The organism is Amycolatopsis sp. NPDC039088, from assembly GCF_055598845.1.
This window is the reverse complement of record NZ_JBVKAE010000016.1, coordinates 113,153-129,636: the sequence shown is the minus strand read 5'-3', so window position 1 is coordinate 129,636 and position 16,484 is coordinate 113,153. Positions and strand designations below refer to the sequence as shown.

The 16,484-nt window shown below is 70.3% G+C and carries 8 protein-coding genes; 3 read left to right on the top strand and 5 right to left on the bottom strand.

Annotation, left to right across the window (positions count from 1 at the left end):
- Window positions 1-344: 344 nt before the first annotated feature.
- Genes ACZ7KI_RS21660 through ACZ7KI_RS21640 form a run of 5 tightly spaced genes read right to left on the bottom strand, consistent with a single transcriptional unit; the run spans window position 345 to window position 12,964 of the window.
- Window positions 345-1,475 (bottom strand): glycosyltransferase, encoded by a 1,131-nt coding sequence (locus ACZ7KI_RS21660; RefSeq protein WP_470274908.1) that lies wholly within the window; start codon window positions 1,473-1,475, stop codon window positions 345-347.
- Window positions 1,472-2,257 (bottom strand): alpha/beta fold hydrolase, encoded by a 786-nt coding sequence (locus ACZ7KI_RS21655; protein ID WP_470274907.1) that lies wholly within the window; start codon window positions 2,255-2,257, stop codon window positions 1,472-1,474. Before ACZ7KI_RS21655 ends, ACZ7KI_RS21660 begins: the two co-directional genes overlap by 4 nt.
- Before the next feature lie 4 nt (window positions 2,258-2,261).
- On the bottom strand, window positions 2,262-2,561 hold the full coding sequence (locus tag ACZ7KI_RS21650) for a phosphopantetheine-binding protein (protein WP_465506946.1): 300 nt from the start codon (window positions 2,559-2,561) through the stop codon (window positions 2,262-2,264).
- A 15-nt stretch (window positions 2,562-2,576) separates the two neighbouring features.
- A complete protein-coding gene (locus ACZ7KI_RS21645) occupies window positions 2,577-6,632 on the bottom strand; it encodes a beta-ketoacyl synthase N-terminal-like domain-containing protein (RefSeq protein WP_470274906.1) in 4,056 nt (1,351 codons plus the stop codon).
- An 8-nt stretch (window positions 6,633-6,640) separates the two neighbouring features.
- Window positions 6,641-12,964 carry an SDR family NAD(P)-dependent oxidoreductase gene (locus ACZ7KI_RS21640; RefSeq protein ID WP_470274905.1) on the bottom strand — a complete coding sequence of 2,108 codons (6,324 nt, stop codon included), beginning with the start codon at window positions 12,962-12,964 and terminating at the stop codon, window positions 6,641-6,643.
- 302 nt (window positions 12,965-13,266) lie between these two features.
- Here ACZ7KI_RS21640 and ACZ7KI_RS21635 point away from each other — a divergent pair, with 302 nt between their 5' ends.
- From ACZ7KI_RS21635 to vanA, 3 genes are all read left to right on the top strand, one after another.
- Window positions 13,267-14,067, top strand: a complete 801-nt coding sequence (locus ACZ7KI_RS21635; RefSeq protein WP_470274904.1) for an SDR family oxidoreductase — start codon at window positions 13,267-13,269, stop codon at window positions 14,065-14,067.
- A 2-nt stretch (window positions 14,068-14,069) separates the two neighbouring features.
- Window positions 14,070-15,035: an aldo/keto reductase gene (locus ACZ7KI_RS21630; RefSeq protein ID WP_470274903.1), complete on the top strand. Its 966-nt coding sequence runs from the start codon at window positions 14,070-14,072 to the stop codon at window positions 15,033-15,035.
- Window positions 15,036-15,366: 331 nt separating this feature from the next.
- Complete coding sequence (vanA, locus tag ACZ7KI_RS21625) at window positions 15,367-16,401, top strand: D-alanine--(R)-lactate ligase (RefSeq protein WP_470274902.1); 1,035 nt, start codon at window positions 15,367-15,369, stop codon at window positions 16,399-16,401.
- The last annotated feature ends 83 nt before the right edge of the window (window positions 16,402-16,484 follow it).

Sequence of the window (16,484 nt, the reverse complement as noted above, 5' to 3'; positions counted from 1 at the left end):
GTCGCCCGATGGCAGGTACCTAAGACACCAGTGGCCCTCACCCGAATCGCCACTCACACCATTCCTCCGAAACCGCACCTGTAGCCCTGCGGCATCCAGAATCAGGCCTGCCCTACCTCGGCTCGCCCTTGATCAACGGAAGATCAGGGACGTCGAGTGTCCCCGATCTTCCGTTGATCAAGCTCTACCTCGACTTTGCCGGGACCCTACTCTCAAGGTAGGGAAGGAGGCCTTCACGGCGTGGGCCTGGACTGGCGGCGAAAAGCGTTAGCCCTCCCCCTCAACCGTCGCGTCGCTGGTACGGGGCTCACGACCACCTCGCACCGAAGCGGCACCGAAAGCGCCTAAAGCACCGACTCCAGGTGGTCCACCGCGGCCACCACTCCCCCGGCCGCCGCGAACGAAGCCCGCACCCGCGCGGCCGCCGCGGCGTAGGCGGGCTCGGTCAGCACTTCGTCGATCGTGCGTCGGATGTCCGGCGCCTTCACGCGGTCGAAGCGCAGGCGCAATCCCGCCCCGACGGCCTCGACCTGCTGGGCCAGCATCGACTGGTCGTCCCGGATCGGCGCGATCACCAGCGGCAGCCCCGACGCGAGGCTTTCGCTGACGGTGTTGTGCCCGCCGTGGCAGATCACCGCCGCCGCCTTCCGCACCACCTCCGCCTGCGGGATCCGCTTGGCCAGCAGCACTTCGTCGCTGAACAGCTCACCGGTGGGATCGACGACCAGGCCTTGGACCTCGGGCATCGCGGCGAGGGCGTCGACGCATTCGGACAGGAAGCGGCGGCCGAGGGCGGCGTTGGCGGTGCCGAGGGTGGCGAGGACGAGCGGGCGGCCGTCGAGCCGGTCCCACGAGAAGCCCACCGGAGGCGCGGGAGCCAGCGCCGGGCCGACGAAGCGGACCGTGTCCGCCTCGGCGATCGGGCCCGTCAGCGTCACGGTGGTGAACGCGAGCACGAGGTGCGGCGAAAAGCGCAGGTCACCGCACGACACCCGGTGCCGCGTCCGGAGGCCGTCCTGCAACCCGTCGACCCAGGCGGCGACCTTCGGCAGGGCACGCAGCGGATCGCCGAGTTCGGTCGACGTCGACGCCGAGGTCACCCACGGCACGGCCCGGCGGCTCGCCACCAGGGCGCCCGCGAAGGCCTGCTGATCGGCGATCACGATGTCGGGCCGGAAATCGGCCACCGCCTTCTCGACGCCGGGGACCATCGCGTCGGCGAGCGGGACCAGGTACTGCTCCCACAGGAACTTCAGCGCCGCGAAACCACGCAGGCCCTCGGGACGACGTTCGACGGCGAACTCCAGTGCGTCCCCGGCCGCGTACACCCGGCCCGCCCGGCTCAGCTCGGACGTCGTGGGTTCCGGACCGCACCAGGCGACGTCGTGGCCGCGGCGCAGGAGTTCGGCCGCCACCGCGCGCAGCGGCGCCACATGCCCGGTCAGTGGCGGGACGACCAGCAGGAACCGGCTCATCCGCGCGGCCTCCCGTGCCGGGCGATCCAGTTCAGCAGCAGCTCTCGCACCTCCCGGTGCTGCTCGACGAGCACCGAATGCCCCTGGCCCTCGAACACGTGCAACTCACCGCGAGGCAACAAGGAGGTCAGCGCGGTGAGATCGTCGGCCTGATAACCGTGACTGCCCAAAATGGACAGTACCGGGCAGTCGATCGCCGCCACCTGGTCCAGGGTCAGCAACGGGCCGAGCGGGACCTCCTCGGCCATCGTCGTGGACATGATCCGCTCGGCCGCCATCCTGGCCAGCCGCCGGTGATGGGCGCTGTAGTTGGCCTCGATCCAGTCGAAACTCTCCTCGACCTTGAGAAACCGCACGGTGTGCTCGAGGATCTGCGCCATCTTTCCCGCCCAGAGCTCGGTCGCGGGTTCCGACTCGATGCACACGATGCTGCGCACCCGCTCCGGTTTCGCCACGGCGTAGCTGTAGGCCAGTGTGCCGCCGAAACTGTTGCCCACCAGGTGAACCGGCCGATCGAGGTCGAGCTGGGACAGCAGATCGTCGAGGTCGGCGATGAAGTCCGCGATCGTGTACCCGCGCTCGGGGCGTTCGGTCTTGCCGTGGCCACGCAGGTCGTAGCTGACCACGTCCACCCCGGCGGCGGCGACCGGCGGGGCCAGCGTCAGGTAGAAGCTCGCCAGGCTGTCGGTGCCCATGCCGTGCAGGAACACCACGGTCTCCGTGCCCCCGCCGGGGACGAGGTGCACGTTCGTGCGCAGACCGTTGACGGTCATCGTCGGCACCGCGTCAGCCCCGTTCGCCGAGGCGGGCGGCCACGTAGTCCGCGATGTCGCCGACCCGCAGTCCGATCACGTCGTCGAGATCCTTCTCCGCCAGGAACTCCGCGAGGTTGACGTCCGCGCCGAAGAACTCGGCGAGGATGCTCGCGAACGTCACCAGGTCGATGCTCTCCAGCTGGAGATCCTCGTGGAAGGTGGTCTCCGGGGTGATCTCGATGCCGAGGACGTCGGTGTCCCCGACCAGTTCCTTCAGCAATTCGGCCACGGTGCCGAAGACGGAAACCGGGCTCTGCTGTTCGATCGTCATGCTCTGCTCCTGTTCTTACCCGCGGTTCCAGGCCACCACGTGCCCCGGTATCCCAGCGAACTCCACCCCGGTGCCGATCTCCTCGCCCAGCCCGGTCAGCTCGCCCTCGGCACGGACCGCGATCCGGGGCGGTGGCTCCGACGCTTCCCGCACGAGGGCGACCGCGAGATCACCGGACTTCGCGAGCGCGACGGCCACGGTGAACTCCGGCAACGTCCTGCCGTGCTGTCCGGTCACCGTGGTCCCGTCCGCGCTCACGCGGATCTCCGCCGGGTAAACCCCTTCGACACCGTCCTCGGCGAGCCGCGCGCGGACGGCGTCCTTGATCGCGATCCGTTCCAGCAGCCAGCCACGCTGCCGTCGGGGCGCGCAGGCGGCGAACTCGGCGCGTTCCTCCGCACCGAGGTAGATGCCGGCGTAGATGTCGCGGGCGGCCGGGCTCGGCCACCGATCGGTCACGAGCGTCCAGGCACCGTGGTGATCCTCGGAAAGCCGGTGCCGGTCCGGGAAGGCGTAGACCCGGTGCGCAGGCCGGTCACACGGGAAACGGATGTCCCGCCACTGCTCGATCCGCGCCAGCACGGTGCCGCCGGACACCAGTTCGGCGTCCATCTCCAGCACCTCCGGCCTCGGCAGCCGCACCCGGACCACGCACCGCAGCGAGGTGCCGGGCGCCGGTTCGGGTCCGTACCAGGTGATCCGGCCCATCGACGTCGGGAACGCCAGCAGCGCGTCCGCCTTGGTGGCCATCAGCCAGCAGCCCAGCAGCTGGCCGACGTTGTCCAGCAGCGCACCGGGCGCCGACGGCACGACGAGGTCGCCGCGGATATGCCGTTCCCCGAGCCCGATCAGCCGGGCGAGCCCTTGGTAAGAGGGACCGTGGAACATTTCGCGGCGCGAATAGATCTCGGCGGCGCTCAGCGGAGGCGCGGTTTCCGGACCCGGCAAGGGAGACGGTCGGGGCGCCGTGGGATACCGCTCCGCGAGGTGGATGTCCATACTGGCGTACGGTCCGATTTGGACGCTGATCCGGTCGCCCTCGCGCGTCATCGACATCGGCACGTGCCGCGCCGGGGCGGCGATCAGCCACCGTGAGAACGCCGCGTTGCTCACGCCGGCCGCGATCGTTCCCGGCCAGGCCCGTTCGGCCGCCCGGCAAGCCATGTCGACCAGCGTCGTCGCGGGAACGGTGGGACGGAAATCCGCCTCTTCCGGCCATCCGTCGCGCTGACGGAAGAACCGGTGGTCCACCAGATACGGCATCGTGGCCACCGAGACGTCCACAGTGGACTGTACGGTGCCCTGCTCTTCCCGGCGCTTCGCCGCGTTGACGACGCTGACCGCCGCCTGCCTGGTCTCGGCGAGCAGCGCGGTGAACTCCGCGACGATCGCCTCCGGAACGCCGTCGGTCAGCTCGGGCATCTCACCGGCGCCTTCGAACATGCCCTTGACGTCGTCGGCGACCGAGAGCAGCGTGCCCGCGGTGTCGATCCGGGTCCGGCGCGGCTCCAGCGCGTCGAACGCCGGCCGCCCACCCTCCACCCAGACCGCGGTGGCGACCCGGCGCAGCTGGGCGAGACCTGGCCGGGTGCCGGACGACGCCGCGACGACCAGATGCGTGCGGTCTCCCAGCGTGTCCGACACGAACGAGCCGACCTGACCGGCGCCCGCCTGCACGAAGACGCGGGCGCCGTCGGCATAGAGCCCGTCGACGAGCTCACGGAACCGCACCTTGCGCACCAGATGGGCCAGGTACAGCTCGCGAACCTCCACCGGATCCGTGGGATAGGGCCGCGCGGTGGTCGCCGACCAGACCGGGACCCGCGGCGCTTTCAGGTCCAGTTCCGCCGCGAGGCGGGTGAACGGTCCGAGCCGGGACCGCATCAGCGGGGTGTGGAACCCCGAGCGGAACGGCAGCGTCCTGGCCACGACGCCGTGCTGCGTGCACAGTTTGGCGAGCCGGGCAGCGGCCGCCGGATCGCCGCAAACGATCGTCTGCCGCGGCGCGTTCTCGTGCGAGATCATCAGTTCCGGCTCGGCGCCGAGCAGGGCGGCCGCCCGGTCCGCGGAACAGCCGAGTACCAGGAATTCCGCGTCGGGCAGGGTGAAACCCTGCGGCCAGTACCGGCTCAACATGTCCTTTGTGGACCGACCTGGGTACATCCCGGCGGCCTGCATCGCGGTCCACTCGCCGACGCTGTGCCCGGCGAGCGCGTCCGGGCTGATGGCGAGCCGCCGCAACGCGGTGTCCAGTAACAGCCCCACCTGCGACACACTCGACGCGCGTGCCAGCACGCTCGTCGTCGACCACTCCGGTCGCTCCAGGCCGAAATGCCGGGCGACGTCGGCGCACCGTGGTTCCGCGTCGGCCTCGAGACCCGGGTAGACGAACACGGTCTTCGCGCCGTCCTGTTCCAGCAACGGTGCCGTGGTGCACCAGATGTCGTTGGGCCCGTGCCAGGACTTGCCCCCGGCCGCGACCTTCGCGAGCACCCTCCGAGCGACTTCCAGCCGCTTTTCGGTGGGACCGACGATCCCGACGCGGCAAGGGCCCTCGCCTCCGGATCGCGGATCCGGCCGGTCGAGCAGGACGCGCAACTCGTCCGGAGTGGACGCCGCGAGCAGCAGAACCCGCTCGGGTTCCTCGGTCACCTTCGCCCGGCGCGGCCGCGCGGGCGCCGGGTCGGCCTCCTCCAGCACCACGTGCGCGTTGACGCCGCCGAAACCGAAGGCGTTGACCGCCGCCCGGCGTGGCACGTCACCGGCGAACCACCGTTCGGCCATGGTCAAGGTCCGGAACCGGGTCTTGTCCAGCAGCGGACTCGGATCGGCACAGTTCAGGGTCGGCGGCAGGACCGCGTGGTGCAGCGCGAGCGCGGCCTTGACCAGCCCGGCGGCCCCGGCGGTCGGCATGGTGTGCCCGATCATCGCCTTGACCGCCCCGATCGCGGCGCGGGGTCCTTCCGGCGGGCCGAACACCTCGGCGAGGGTGGCCAGTTCGGCCGCGTCCCCGGCCGGGGTCGCGGTACCGTGCGCCTCCAGCAGGCCGAGCGCGCCGGGCGCGGCGGGATCGAGACCCGCCGACGCCCAGGCCCGGCGCAACGCCAGGATCTGGCCCGCGACGGCCGGGCTGAGCAGGCTCGCGCCCTTGCCGTCGCTCGACGTGCCGGAACCACGCAGCACCGCGTAGACCCGGTCGCCGTCGCGGCGCGCGTCGTAGAACCGTTTCAGCACGACGATCGCGGTGCCCTCACCGATCAGCAGGCCGTCCGCATCGCGGGAGAACGGGCTGATCCGCTGACTCGGGGACAACGCGCCGAGCTGGGTGAACATCGACCAGAGCGTGTCGTCGTGGCAGTGGTGCACCCCGCCGGCCAGCACGACATCGCACCGGCGCCGGGCGAGTTCGCCGATCGCCTGGTCCACGGCCAGCAGCGACGAGGCGCAGGCGGCGTCCACCGTGTACGCGGGGCCGCCGAAGTCCAGCCTGTTCGCCACCCGCGACGCGGCGAGGTTCGGCACCAGCCCGATCGCGGTGTCGGGACGGAACTCGCCGAGTGGTTCCAGCAGCGCGTTCCGGAGCCTGTCGAGCATCTCCGGACTCGTCGACGGGAGGAGTTCCCGCACCGCGCCGGTGATCTGCCGGACCGACCGTACCCGCTGGTCGAACCGCTGCAGGCCGGGCGAGAGGTAGCCACCCCTGCCGAGGATCACGCCCACGCGTTCGAGGTCGCCCAGCCGCCGCAGGCCACCGGCGTCGTCGACGGCGGAAGCGGCGACGGCCAGCGCGACCAGCTGATCGGGCTCCATCCCGGCGAGGGAACTGGGCGCCATACCGAGCGACGTCGCGTCGAAGTCGAGGTTGTCCGCGACGAACCCACCGCGTCGCCCATAGGTGCGGTCGGGCGTGCGGCCGTCACGAGCGTGAAAACTCGGATCCCAGCGGTGCGGCGGGATCTCGGTGATCGCGTCGGTCCCGGAAACGATGTTCTGCCAGTACTCGTCCACAGTGGACGCGCCGGGGAGGAAGACGCCCATCCCGACGATCGCGACCGGCTCCTGGTTCACCACGGCTTGATTCACCACAGTGACGCCGTGTACAGCACTGACCGGACGTCGGCCGGGCCGTAGGCCAGCTCGCGCAGCAGCGCGGCGGTGCCTTCGTCCGGGTCGATCAACGCGACCTCCCGGCGTTCGTATTCACGCGCGAGTTCCGGCGACACCATGCCGGCATGGTCGTCCGAGGGAGCCCACGGTCCCCAGTGGACGGTCAGCGCGCGGCAGCCGGTGCGCTCGGCCCACTGCTCGCCGAGGGTCTCCAGCGCGTCGTTGGCCGCCGCGTAGTCGGTCTGGCCGCGGTTGCCCAGAACCGCGGCGATACTGCCGAAGAACGTGACGAATCCGGGCCGCACGCCGAAGTGCTCCAGTGCGTCGAGCAACGCGCGCGCACCATCCACTTTGGTCCCGTAGACCGTGCGGAAGGAGTGCTCGTCCTTGTCCGCCATGAGCTTGTCGTCGATCACCCCGGCCGCGTGGACGACGCCGTCGATGCGGCCGTATCGCGTGTGCAGATCCTTGACCACCTGCCGGACTGCGGTGGCGTCACGGACGTCCAGCGATCGGTAGGCCGCGGTAGCACCGGCCGCGCCGATCTGGTCGAGTGTCCTGGCGATCTCGCGCTGGGCCAGCACGGTACGCACCCGGCGTTCGATGTCGGCCAGCGAACCACCACGCGCGGCCAACGCCGAACGCATTCCCTGCGCGTCACCGGGCAGGTCCTCGTCACCGGGTTCCGCGGGCCACGGCGTGCGCCCGGCCAGTTCGATCCGGCAGCCACTGGCCGCGAGCGCGATCGCCGCCCGCGCGGTGATCCCGCGAGCGCCGCCGATCATGAGCAGCACCGAATCCGCGCCGAGCCCGAGTGCCTTGGTCTCCCCGCCGTCCGGGCCCGCGCCCGCGTACGCGATCGAGCCGAGGGATCCCGCCGACGGTTCGAAAGCGGCGCGACCTGCGGTGTCGTACCGCACGGCGGCCGGGCCCTCGGCGATCACCTCCTCCAGCACTATGCGCGCGAGGTCCACTGTGGACTCCAGTTCGACCAGTCTGGTCGGCTCGGTCCGTTCCCTCGCCGCGGCGCGGACCAGGCCGCGCAGTCCGGCGGTGTGCCCCGCCCCCGGGCGAGCCACCACGACCACCGCGCCCTTGGCGTCCTTGAGCAGCCCGAACACCTGCGCGGCGACCGGTTCCTCGGCGTCCGACAACGGGTTCAGCACGATGACGACGTCGGCGACGTCCCGCTCCCCCGCCGTCGCGCCCGCCTCGGTGAACACCGCGCGGACCGACTCGGCCAGCTCCTGCTGGCCGGGTTCGAAGCTCACCGCGATCGTCTTGCCGACGACCTTGGTGAGATCGGGCGTGCCGAGCGGCGCGGGCACCCTGCTCAGCAGGTACCGGCCGGGCGCGCGGCCCACCGGGGACTCGGCGGGTGCCGGGGTCACGGTGACCGGCGCCGAGGGTTCGAGCCACTTCCGCAGCCGCGCGGCCAGCGCGCTCGCCGTCCGGTCGCGGCTGAGCTGGTCCTGGGCGTCGTCGTGCACCCGTCCGGAGAGGCCGAGCTTCGCCAGCAGCGAGCCCGCGATTTCGGTGCGTTTGATGGAGTCGATGGAAAGATCCGCTTCGAGGTCGAGATCGGCGTCGATCATCTCGGCCGGATAGCCGGTACGTTCACTGATCGCGCCGATCACGGTGGCGAGGACGTCCGTGACAGCGGCCTCGGCGAGGGGCTCCGGCTCCTCCGCGGGCGCGGCCACGACCGGTGCTTCGACCGGCGGCAGCAGTACCGGAGCGACCGGAGCCGACACCGGCGTCGCGGGAAGCGGCGCGGTGCCGAGGTACCCCAGCATCACGTCCCGTTGCGCCGCCAGCATCTCGCGGCTGGTGCGGAGGAATTCGACGACGGCCTGGTCACGACCGGGCGCGGGCTGGTTCATGGTCGTCCTCGGGATTCGTCGGGCGGGCACGAGCCCATGGGCGGGGACCTCGCCGCCGGGCGCGCGGACGGTCTGACCGTCCACGGTCCAGGCAGGCTTGGGAAGCGGTCCGACGCGGACTCGGCCGCGGAAGAGCCGCTCGGTGCGGACATCGACGCCGGTGAGCGCCAGCCGCGCGAGCGCGGTGAGGAACCCGCGCAGACCGGGGCCGGCGGGATCACACGCGACCACGGTATGCGGCCGGTCGCCGAGGATCTCCTTGGCCAGCCGGGAAAGCACCTGTCCAGGGCCGACCTCGACGAACGTGCGCGCACCCGCGGCGTACATATCCTCGATCAGGTCGACGAACCGCACCGGCGCCCCGATCTGCGCGGCGAGTTCGGCGCGGACCTTTCCGGGCTCGTACGGTCCGGCGGTGCGGTTCGACCACACCGGCAAGGCGGGATCGCCGATCTCGGCGTTGTCGAGGTCGACGGCGAATACGTCGCTCGCCCCGGCCACCAGCGGGCTGTGGAAGGCACAGGCGACGGGAATCCGTTTGGCCGCGATCCCTCGCTCCCGCAGCTCGCGGACCGCGTCTTCGACCGCGGCCGTCGGTCCGGAAAGGACGGTCTGCGCGGGTGCGTTGTGGTTGGCCAGAACGACATCAGGCCGATCGAGGACGGCGGCCAGGTCTTCACGGGACGCCTTCACCGCTGCCATCGCCCCGGGATCGGTACCGGCGACTTCGGCGATCGAGCGGGCCCTTGCCCGGCTCAGCGCCACCAGGGTCGGGGTGTCGAACGCACCGGCGGCCGACAACGCGGCCAGCTCACCGTAGCTGTGCCCGGCCAGCAGATCCGGCTGGACGCCGAGGTCGGCGAGCAGACGGCAGACGGCCGATTCGACGAGCCCGAGCGCGGGCTGCGCGACACGCGTGTCCTTGAGCGCCTCGTCCTGCGCCGCCCGGGTCTCCTCGCCGAACGCGCGAGGCGGGAACGTGGTCGCGGCGACGTCGGGCGCGAGCCGCAGGACGTCGGCCAGCTCGGGGAAGTGCACGAACAGCTCCGCCAGCATGCCGGTCCGCTGGCTGCCCTGTCCGGGGAACAGGAACGCGACCGCGCCGGATCCGGTGCCGTCGGCGGTGAGCCCGCCCCTGCCCTCGGCGGCCTCCCGCAGGTCCGCGAGGTCGCTCGCGACGACCGCGAGCCGCACCGGGCCGGAGCCGTCCCGTTCGGCGGCGAGCGCGGCGATCTCCCGCAGCGGACGACCTTCGTTCGCCGACAGCAGGTCCCGCAGCGCGGCGCGGGCACTGTCCACATCGGAGCCCCGGAGCAGGACCAGCTCCGCGTCCCAGTCGCGCGGCCCGTGCCGCCGGTCGGGCGGGACCCCCGGGGCCGCCAGCACCGCGTGGAAATTGGTCCCACCGAACCCGAACGCGCTCACTCCGGCGAACTCACGGCCGCGCGAAACCGGCGACGGCCGGGCGCCGGTGGAGAAGGTGAAGGGACTGCTCTTGGCGTCCCAGGCGGAGTTCGGCCTGGTCAAATGCAGCGTGGGTGGCACGATCTCGTGCCACAGCGCCAGCGCCGCCTTCATCAGTCCCGCCAGCCCCGCGGCGCATTTCGTGTGCCCGATCTGGCTCTTCACCGAACCCAGCGCACAAGCGCCCGGCGCGGCACCGGCGTCGAGGAAGAACTCGGTGAGCGTGGTCAGTTCGGTGGCGTCGCCGACGACCGTGCCGGTGCCGTGCGCCTCCACCAGCGAGACGTCCGCCGGCGAGACCCCGGCGTCGCGGTAGGCCCGTTCGAGCGCCCGGCGCTGTCCCTCGGGACGGGGCGCGGTGAGGCCGAGGGCCTTCCCGTCGCTGGCCGCGCCGACGCCCTTGACCACGGCGTAGACCCGGTCGCCGTCGCGTTCGGCGTCGGCCCGCCGCTTCAGTACGAGGCAAGCGACGCCCTCGCCGAGCGCGATCCCGTCGGCCGCCGCGTCGAACGGACGGCATCGTCCCGTCGGCGACAGCGCGCCCGCCGAGGTGAACATGAGGTAGTCGTTGATGCCGTTGTGCAGGTCGACCGCACCGCACAGGACCATCTCGCTGGTGCCTGCCCGCAGTTCCTTCACCGCGAGGTCCAGCGCCGCCAGCGACGATCCGCACGCGGCGTCCACGGTGTAGTTGGTGCCGCCCAGGTCGAGCCGGTTGGCGATCCGGCCGGAGATGACATTGGCGAGCGTCCCGGGGAACGAGTCTTCGGTCAGCTCCGGCAACTGCGTGAGCAGCTCCTCCGGGACGTCTTCGAGATAACTCGGCAACAATGCGCGCAGGACCCCGGCGTTCGCCAGGTCCCCCCCGGCTTCGGCACCGAAGATGACACTGGTGCGCTCGCGGTCGAAGCCACCGTCGCCGTATCCCGCGTCTTCGAGGGCGCGCCGCGCCGTCCGCAGCGACACCAGCTGCGCCGGGTCGATGCTGCCCATCGACGTCGGGGGGATGCCGTAGGAAAGCGGGTCGAAGTCCACCGGCGGCAGGAAGCCGCCCCACTTCGACGTCGACTGACCGGCGTAGACCTCTTTGTCCCAGCGCTGATCCGGCACCTCGGTGACGGCGTCCGCGCCGCGCAGGATGGTGGACCAGAACGCCGGGAGATCGGGCGCGCCGGGGAACACACACGCCATGCCGACGATGGCGATGTCACCGTCCACAACGGACTCTTCGACGGACGGGCTGGCGGCGAGCAGTTCCGCCGCGCCTTCGGTGACCTCACGGTGCAGGGTGGCGATGTCGGTGCGTCGTTCCCGCAGGACCGTGACCTGGCCCGCCATGTACATCCCCTCGGCGAGCTGACCGAGGGTGTCGACCTCGACCAGGGCGTCACCTTCCCGCCGGATCCCCTTGCTGGCGATCCGCAGCCGGCCGGTGTTCAGCTCCTCAAGCCGTTGCCATGCCTCCTGCGGCGGGACGCCGTCCGCGCGGAGCCCGGCCTTCAGCGCGGCGAACTCCTCGGTGTACGGGCTGGGCAGGCAGCGGGTGAGGTGTCCGGGCGCGGTCTCCAGGGTGACCGTGGACGCGGCGTCGAGCACCCGGTCCTGGAAGACCCCGGTGATGGCGCCGTGCGTGACGGCTTCCTCGGTGAACAGGTACGCGGTGCCCATCAGGACGCCGACGCCGTCTTTCAAGGGTTCCGCCATCGCGGCGACCATGGCGGCGGACCTGGCGTCGTGGATCCCGCCCGCGAACAGCACTTCGACGTCGTCGGCGCCGTGTTCACGCAGGACGTCCAGCTGCTGCTCCCACAGCACGAAACTCGACCGCGGGCCGACATGCCCGCCGCATTCGGCGCCCTCGAAAACGAACCTGCGGACCCCCGCGTCGAGGAACTGCCTCAGCAGGATCGGCGACGGCACGTGGAGGAAGGTCGCGATCCCGTCGGCTTCCAAGGCCTTGGCCTGCGCGGGTTTCCCGCCCGCGATCAGCACGCAGCGCGGGCGCGCGGCCCGGATCGCCGCGAGTTGTTCGGTGCGCAGGGCCTCCGGGACGAAGCCGAGGATGCCCGCTCCCCACGGCCGGTCGCCGAGCGCCTCGGCGGTGCGGCCGAGCAGTTCGGTGGTCTTCGCACCGTTCGCGGTCGCCACCGCGACGAACGGGAACCCGTCATGCGCGGCGACGGCGGCGGCGAAACCGGGTTGGTCGCTCACCCGCGTCATCGGCCCCTGCACGATGGGGAGGCTGGTTCCCAGCGTCCGGCACAGTCGAGCGCCCAGCTCCGCGGGCCTCGCCGAGGGCGGCACGGCGAGCGAACGCACGACCGAGCGGACAGCGCTTTCCGCGTCCTCGAACCGGTTCGCGAACAGTGTCGCGAGCCCGTCGTCGGCCCTGGCCAGCTCGATCCGGGTCGCCGCGGGCACGTCGGCCTCCGGGAACAGGCCCAGTCCGTCGAGCACCACCCCGGCCGCGCCACCGGCGATCGCGGCCACCGCCGACCGCGCTCCGATGCCGCCGAACGCCCACACCGGGACTTCTTCGCCGAACCGATCCAGCAGGCGCTGCAGCAGGACGAACGTGGTGAGATCCGCGCCACCGGCCTCGGCACCCTTGGCGACCAGACCGGAGGCGCCGGCGTCGAGCATCCGGACGGCCTGCTCGACACCGGTCACCTCGGCCAGCACGGGAACCTCGGCCCGGCCCTGCCAAACCGCCCCTTCGGCCAGCAGGACGAGCCCCGCGCCGCTTTCCCGCACCTCTTCGGGCCGCACGCGGCGACCGGCCACGATCCTGACCCCGAACGGGAAGCCTCTGTCCACTATGGACCCGGTCGGCCCGATGTCGAGGATGCCGAGCCCGCCACCCCTGGCGACGGCGGCCGCCAGCCCCGGATCCGGCCGTCCGAGCGGGTTGACGCCGAGTACCCGCGTGCGCGCCGTCGCATGACTCACCGGCGGACCTCCTGTTCGGCTTGGCTGGGTCGAACCTCGCCGGGTTCGGCGATCTTCAGCGGGATTCCCAAGAAATAACCTACTTGCCGCAGAGAGCGCAATACTCTCCTAAGAGAAGTCGAAAAACAAGGGATCGCATGCTAAAGTCCGGCGCCGGAAACAAATAAGTCGACATGACCAGAACAGGTCGCTGACCTGCACTTTTATCACCTCGACTCCAGTTTTCGACCCCGCATTACTCACCGCCATAACAAAACAGAAGAATTGTCATCGCCAGCAGAACGAATAACCATGGAGCGCATGTGGAAGTGACAGGACGAGTCGTCGTGCTGACCGGCGCGGCACACGGTATCGGCGCCGCCATGGCCCGCCGGTTCGCCGCCGAAGGCGCCGCCGGAGTGGTGGTCTCCGACCTCGACCTCGACGCGGCCGAGAAGGTCGTCGCCGGGATCACGGCCTCGGGCGGTGCCGCGATCGCCCGCCATGCCGACGCGGCGTCCAAAGAGGACTTGAAGATGCTGGTCACCGAAGCGCGCGCGGAGTTCGGGCCGGTGGACCTGTTCTGCTCCAACGCCGGCGCCGCCTTCGGTACCGGCGTCCACGCCGCGGACGAACAATGGACGCGATCGTGGGCGATCAACGTCATGCAGCATGTGCACGCCGCGCAGGTCGCGCTGCCCGCGATGCTGAGCCGGGGTCAGGGATACCTGCTGATCACGGCTTCGGGAGCGGGTCTGCTAGGCACCCCCGGAGACGCGCCTTACTCGGTGACCAAACACGCGGCCGTCGGCCTCGCCGAATGGCTGGCCATCACCTACCGGCCGCGTGGCGTGCGGGTCAGCGCACTGTGCCCGCTCGGGGTGCGGACCGCGTTGCTGGAGCCGGGGATCGCCGCCGGTCATCCCGCCGCGCTGGCGATCGCCGCCGCGGCACCGCTGCTGGAACCGGAGGACGTCGCGGAATCCGTCGTGCACGGTCTGGCGTCGGAGGAATTCCTGATCCTGCCGCATGAATCGGTGCGGGAGACCTACGCGCGCAAGGCCGCGGGTCTCGACGAATGGATCGACCGCACCATCCTCGAAACCGGCGCGCTGAAGAGGTGAGCATGGACTACCGCAGGCTCGGCGCGAGCGGGCTGTCCGTCAGTGAGATCTCCTACGGCAACTGGCTCACGCATCCCGGCGGCGCGGAGTGCGTCGAGGCCGCGCTCGACGCGGGCGTCACCACGTTCCACACCGCCGCGGCCTGGGACAACGGCGCCGCCGAGGAGAACCTCGCCGCGGCACTGACCCCCGCCCGCCGCGACGATCTCGTCCTGTGTACCGGCGTGTTCTGGCCGGAGGGCCCTGGCGCGAACGACGCCGGCCTCAGCCGCAAACACCTCACCAGATCGCTGCACGGTTCGCTCCGGCGCCTGCGCACCGACTACATCGACGTCTACCAGTTGCTGCGGTTCGACTACCGCACCCCGCTGGAGGAGACGTTCCTCGCGCTGTCGGATCTGGTACGGCAGGGGAAGATCCTCTACGCGGGCACCGCGGAATGGACGGCCGAACAGTTGCTGGAGGCCAAGCCCATCGCCGACCGGCTCGGTGTCCCGCTCATCGCCAACCAGCCGCACTACTCGATGCTCTGGCGGGTCGCCGAGGCGCAGGTGATGCCGGTCTGCGAACGCGCGGGCATCGGCCAGTTCGCGTCGGTCCCGCTCGCACAGGGCGTGCTGACCGGCAAATACCGGCCCGGCGAGATCCCGCCGGACTCACGGGCCGCGAAGTCCCCCGAGGCCCGGCCGCTGCTTCTGCCGGACCTCATCGAACGCGTCGGCATGCTGCGCGGTGTCGCCGACGAGGCCGGGCTGACCATGGCGCAACTGGCGATCGCGTGGACGTTGCAGCACAACACCGTCGCCTCCGTGGTGACCGGGGCGAGCAGCGCCGCACAGGTGACCGAGAACGCGAAGGCGTCCGGGGTGGTACTGGAGCTGGACGTGCTGACGCAGATCGATCAGCTGCTGGGGAGCTTCGTGCAGACGGATCCGCGGCTGACCTGGTCACCACCCGCGACCAGGTAGGCCTGCCGGGTCGCGAGTGGCGGCCTGGCCGTGAAGGCCCCCTTCCCCAGTACATGATGGCCCCCTTCCTTGCGCCTAGCGCAAGGAAGGGGGCCATCATGTACTTCACCGCGAGCAAAGAGCACCGGAAGCGCCGGATGTCCTGCGGTCAAGGAATCGGGACGTTGAGTGTCCTGATTCCTTCACCGTCGTGGGGCTGCACGCACCGGTGACGGAGCTTGATCAACGGAGGATTGGGACACTCAACCCCAGCTGACCACCGATCACGCGCTGCAGGATATTGTGCAAAACAAGCTCCTTAACTGCCTGAATTTCGAAAATGGGAGGCATCATGGCTAGGTTGAAGCTCGGCATCTTGTTCGGCGGTTCGGGCGAGGAGCACCTCGTCTCCGTCAAGTCGGCGCGTGAGGTGGCCAAGAGCCTCGATACGGCCAAGTACGAACCGTTCTGGATCGGCATCACCCGCGACGGCGCGTGGAAGCTCTGCGACGGCCCGGATGGGGACTGGGAAAGCGGCGACTGCCGCCCGGTCGTGGTGTCGCCGGACCGGAGCACCCGCGGCTTGCTGGTGCTGGACGAGGGTAAGTACGACTCGATCGGCCTGGATGTCGTGCTGCCCGTGCTGCATGGCAAGTTCGGTGAAGACGGCGCGATGCAAGGCCTGCTGGAACTTTCTGGCATCCCCTATGTCGGCTGCGATATCCCGAGTTCCGCAGTGTGTATGGACAAATCGCTGACCTACACCGTGGTCAGCAACGCCGGAATCGCCACCCCGAAATTCTGGATCGTCAACTCCGACGCGGATGTCGACCCCGACCAGCTCAACTACCCCGTTTTTGTGAAGCCGGCCCGGTCCGGTTCCGCCTTCGGGGTCAGCAAGGTGTCCAGCAAGGAAGAACTGTCCGCAGCGCTGACCGCTGCCCGGGAATACGACGCGAAGGTGCTGATCGAGGAAGCGGTGGTCGGCAGCGAGGTCGGTAGCTCCATCCTGGGTAATGGTTCGGAGTTGCTGATCGGCGAGCTGGACCGAGTGGTGCTCACGCACGGATTCTTCAAGATTCACCAGGAAGCCTCGCCGGAAACCGGCTCCGAGAACTCCTCGTTCATTTGCCCCGCCGATATCTCCGACGAGTCGCGCGATCTGGTGAAGGAAACCGCGAAGGCCATTTACCGCGCGCTGGGCTGCCGCGGTCTGGCTCGGGTGGACCTGTTCGTTAAGGAAGACGGCAGTGTAGTGCTCAACGAGGTGAACACCCTGCCGGGGTTGACCTCCTACAGCCGTTACCCGCGGATGATGAAGGCCGCTGGCTTCTCGCTGACCGAGGTGATCGATCGGCTGGTGTCGTTGGCGCTGGCCGACAAGTGACCATGCACGAGAATTTCACCTTCGTTGACGAGCTGGTCACGGGAATTCGCTGGGACGCTCAGCTCAACGTCCCTGATCTTCCG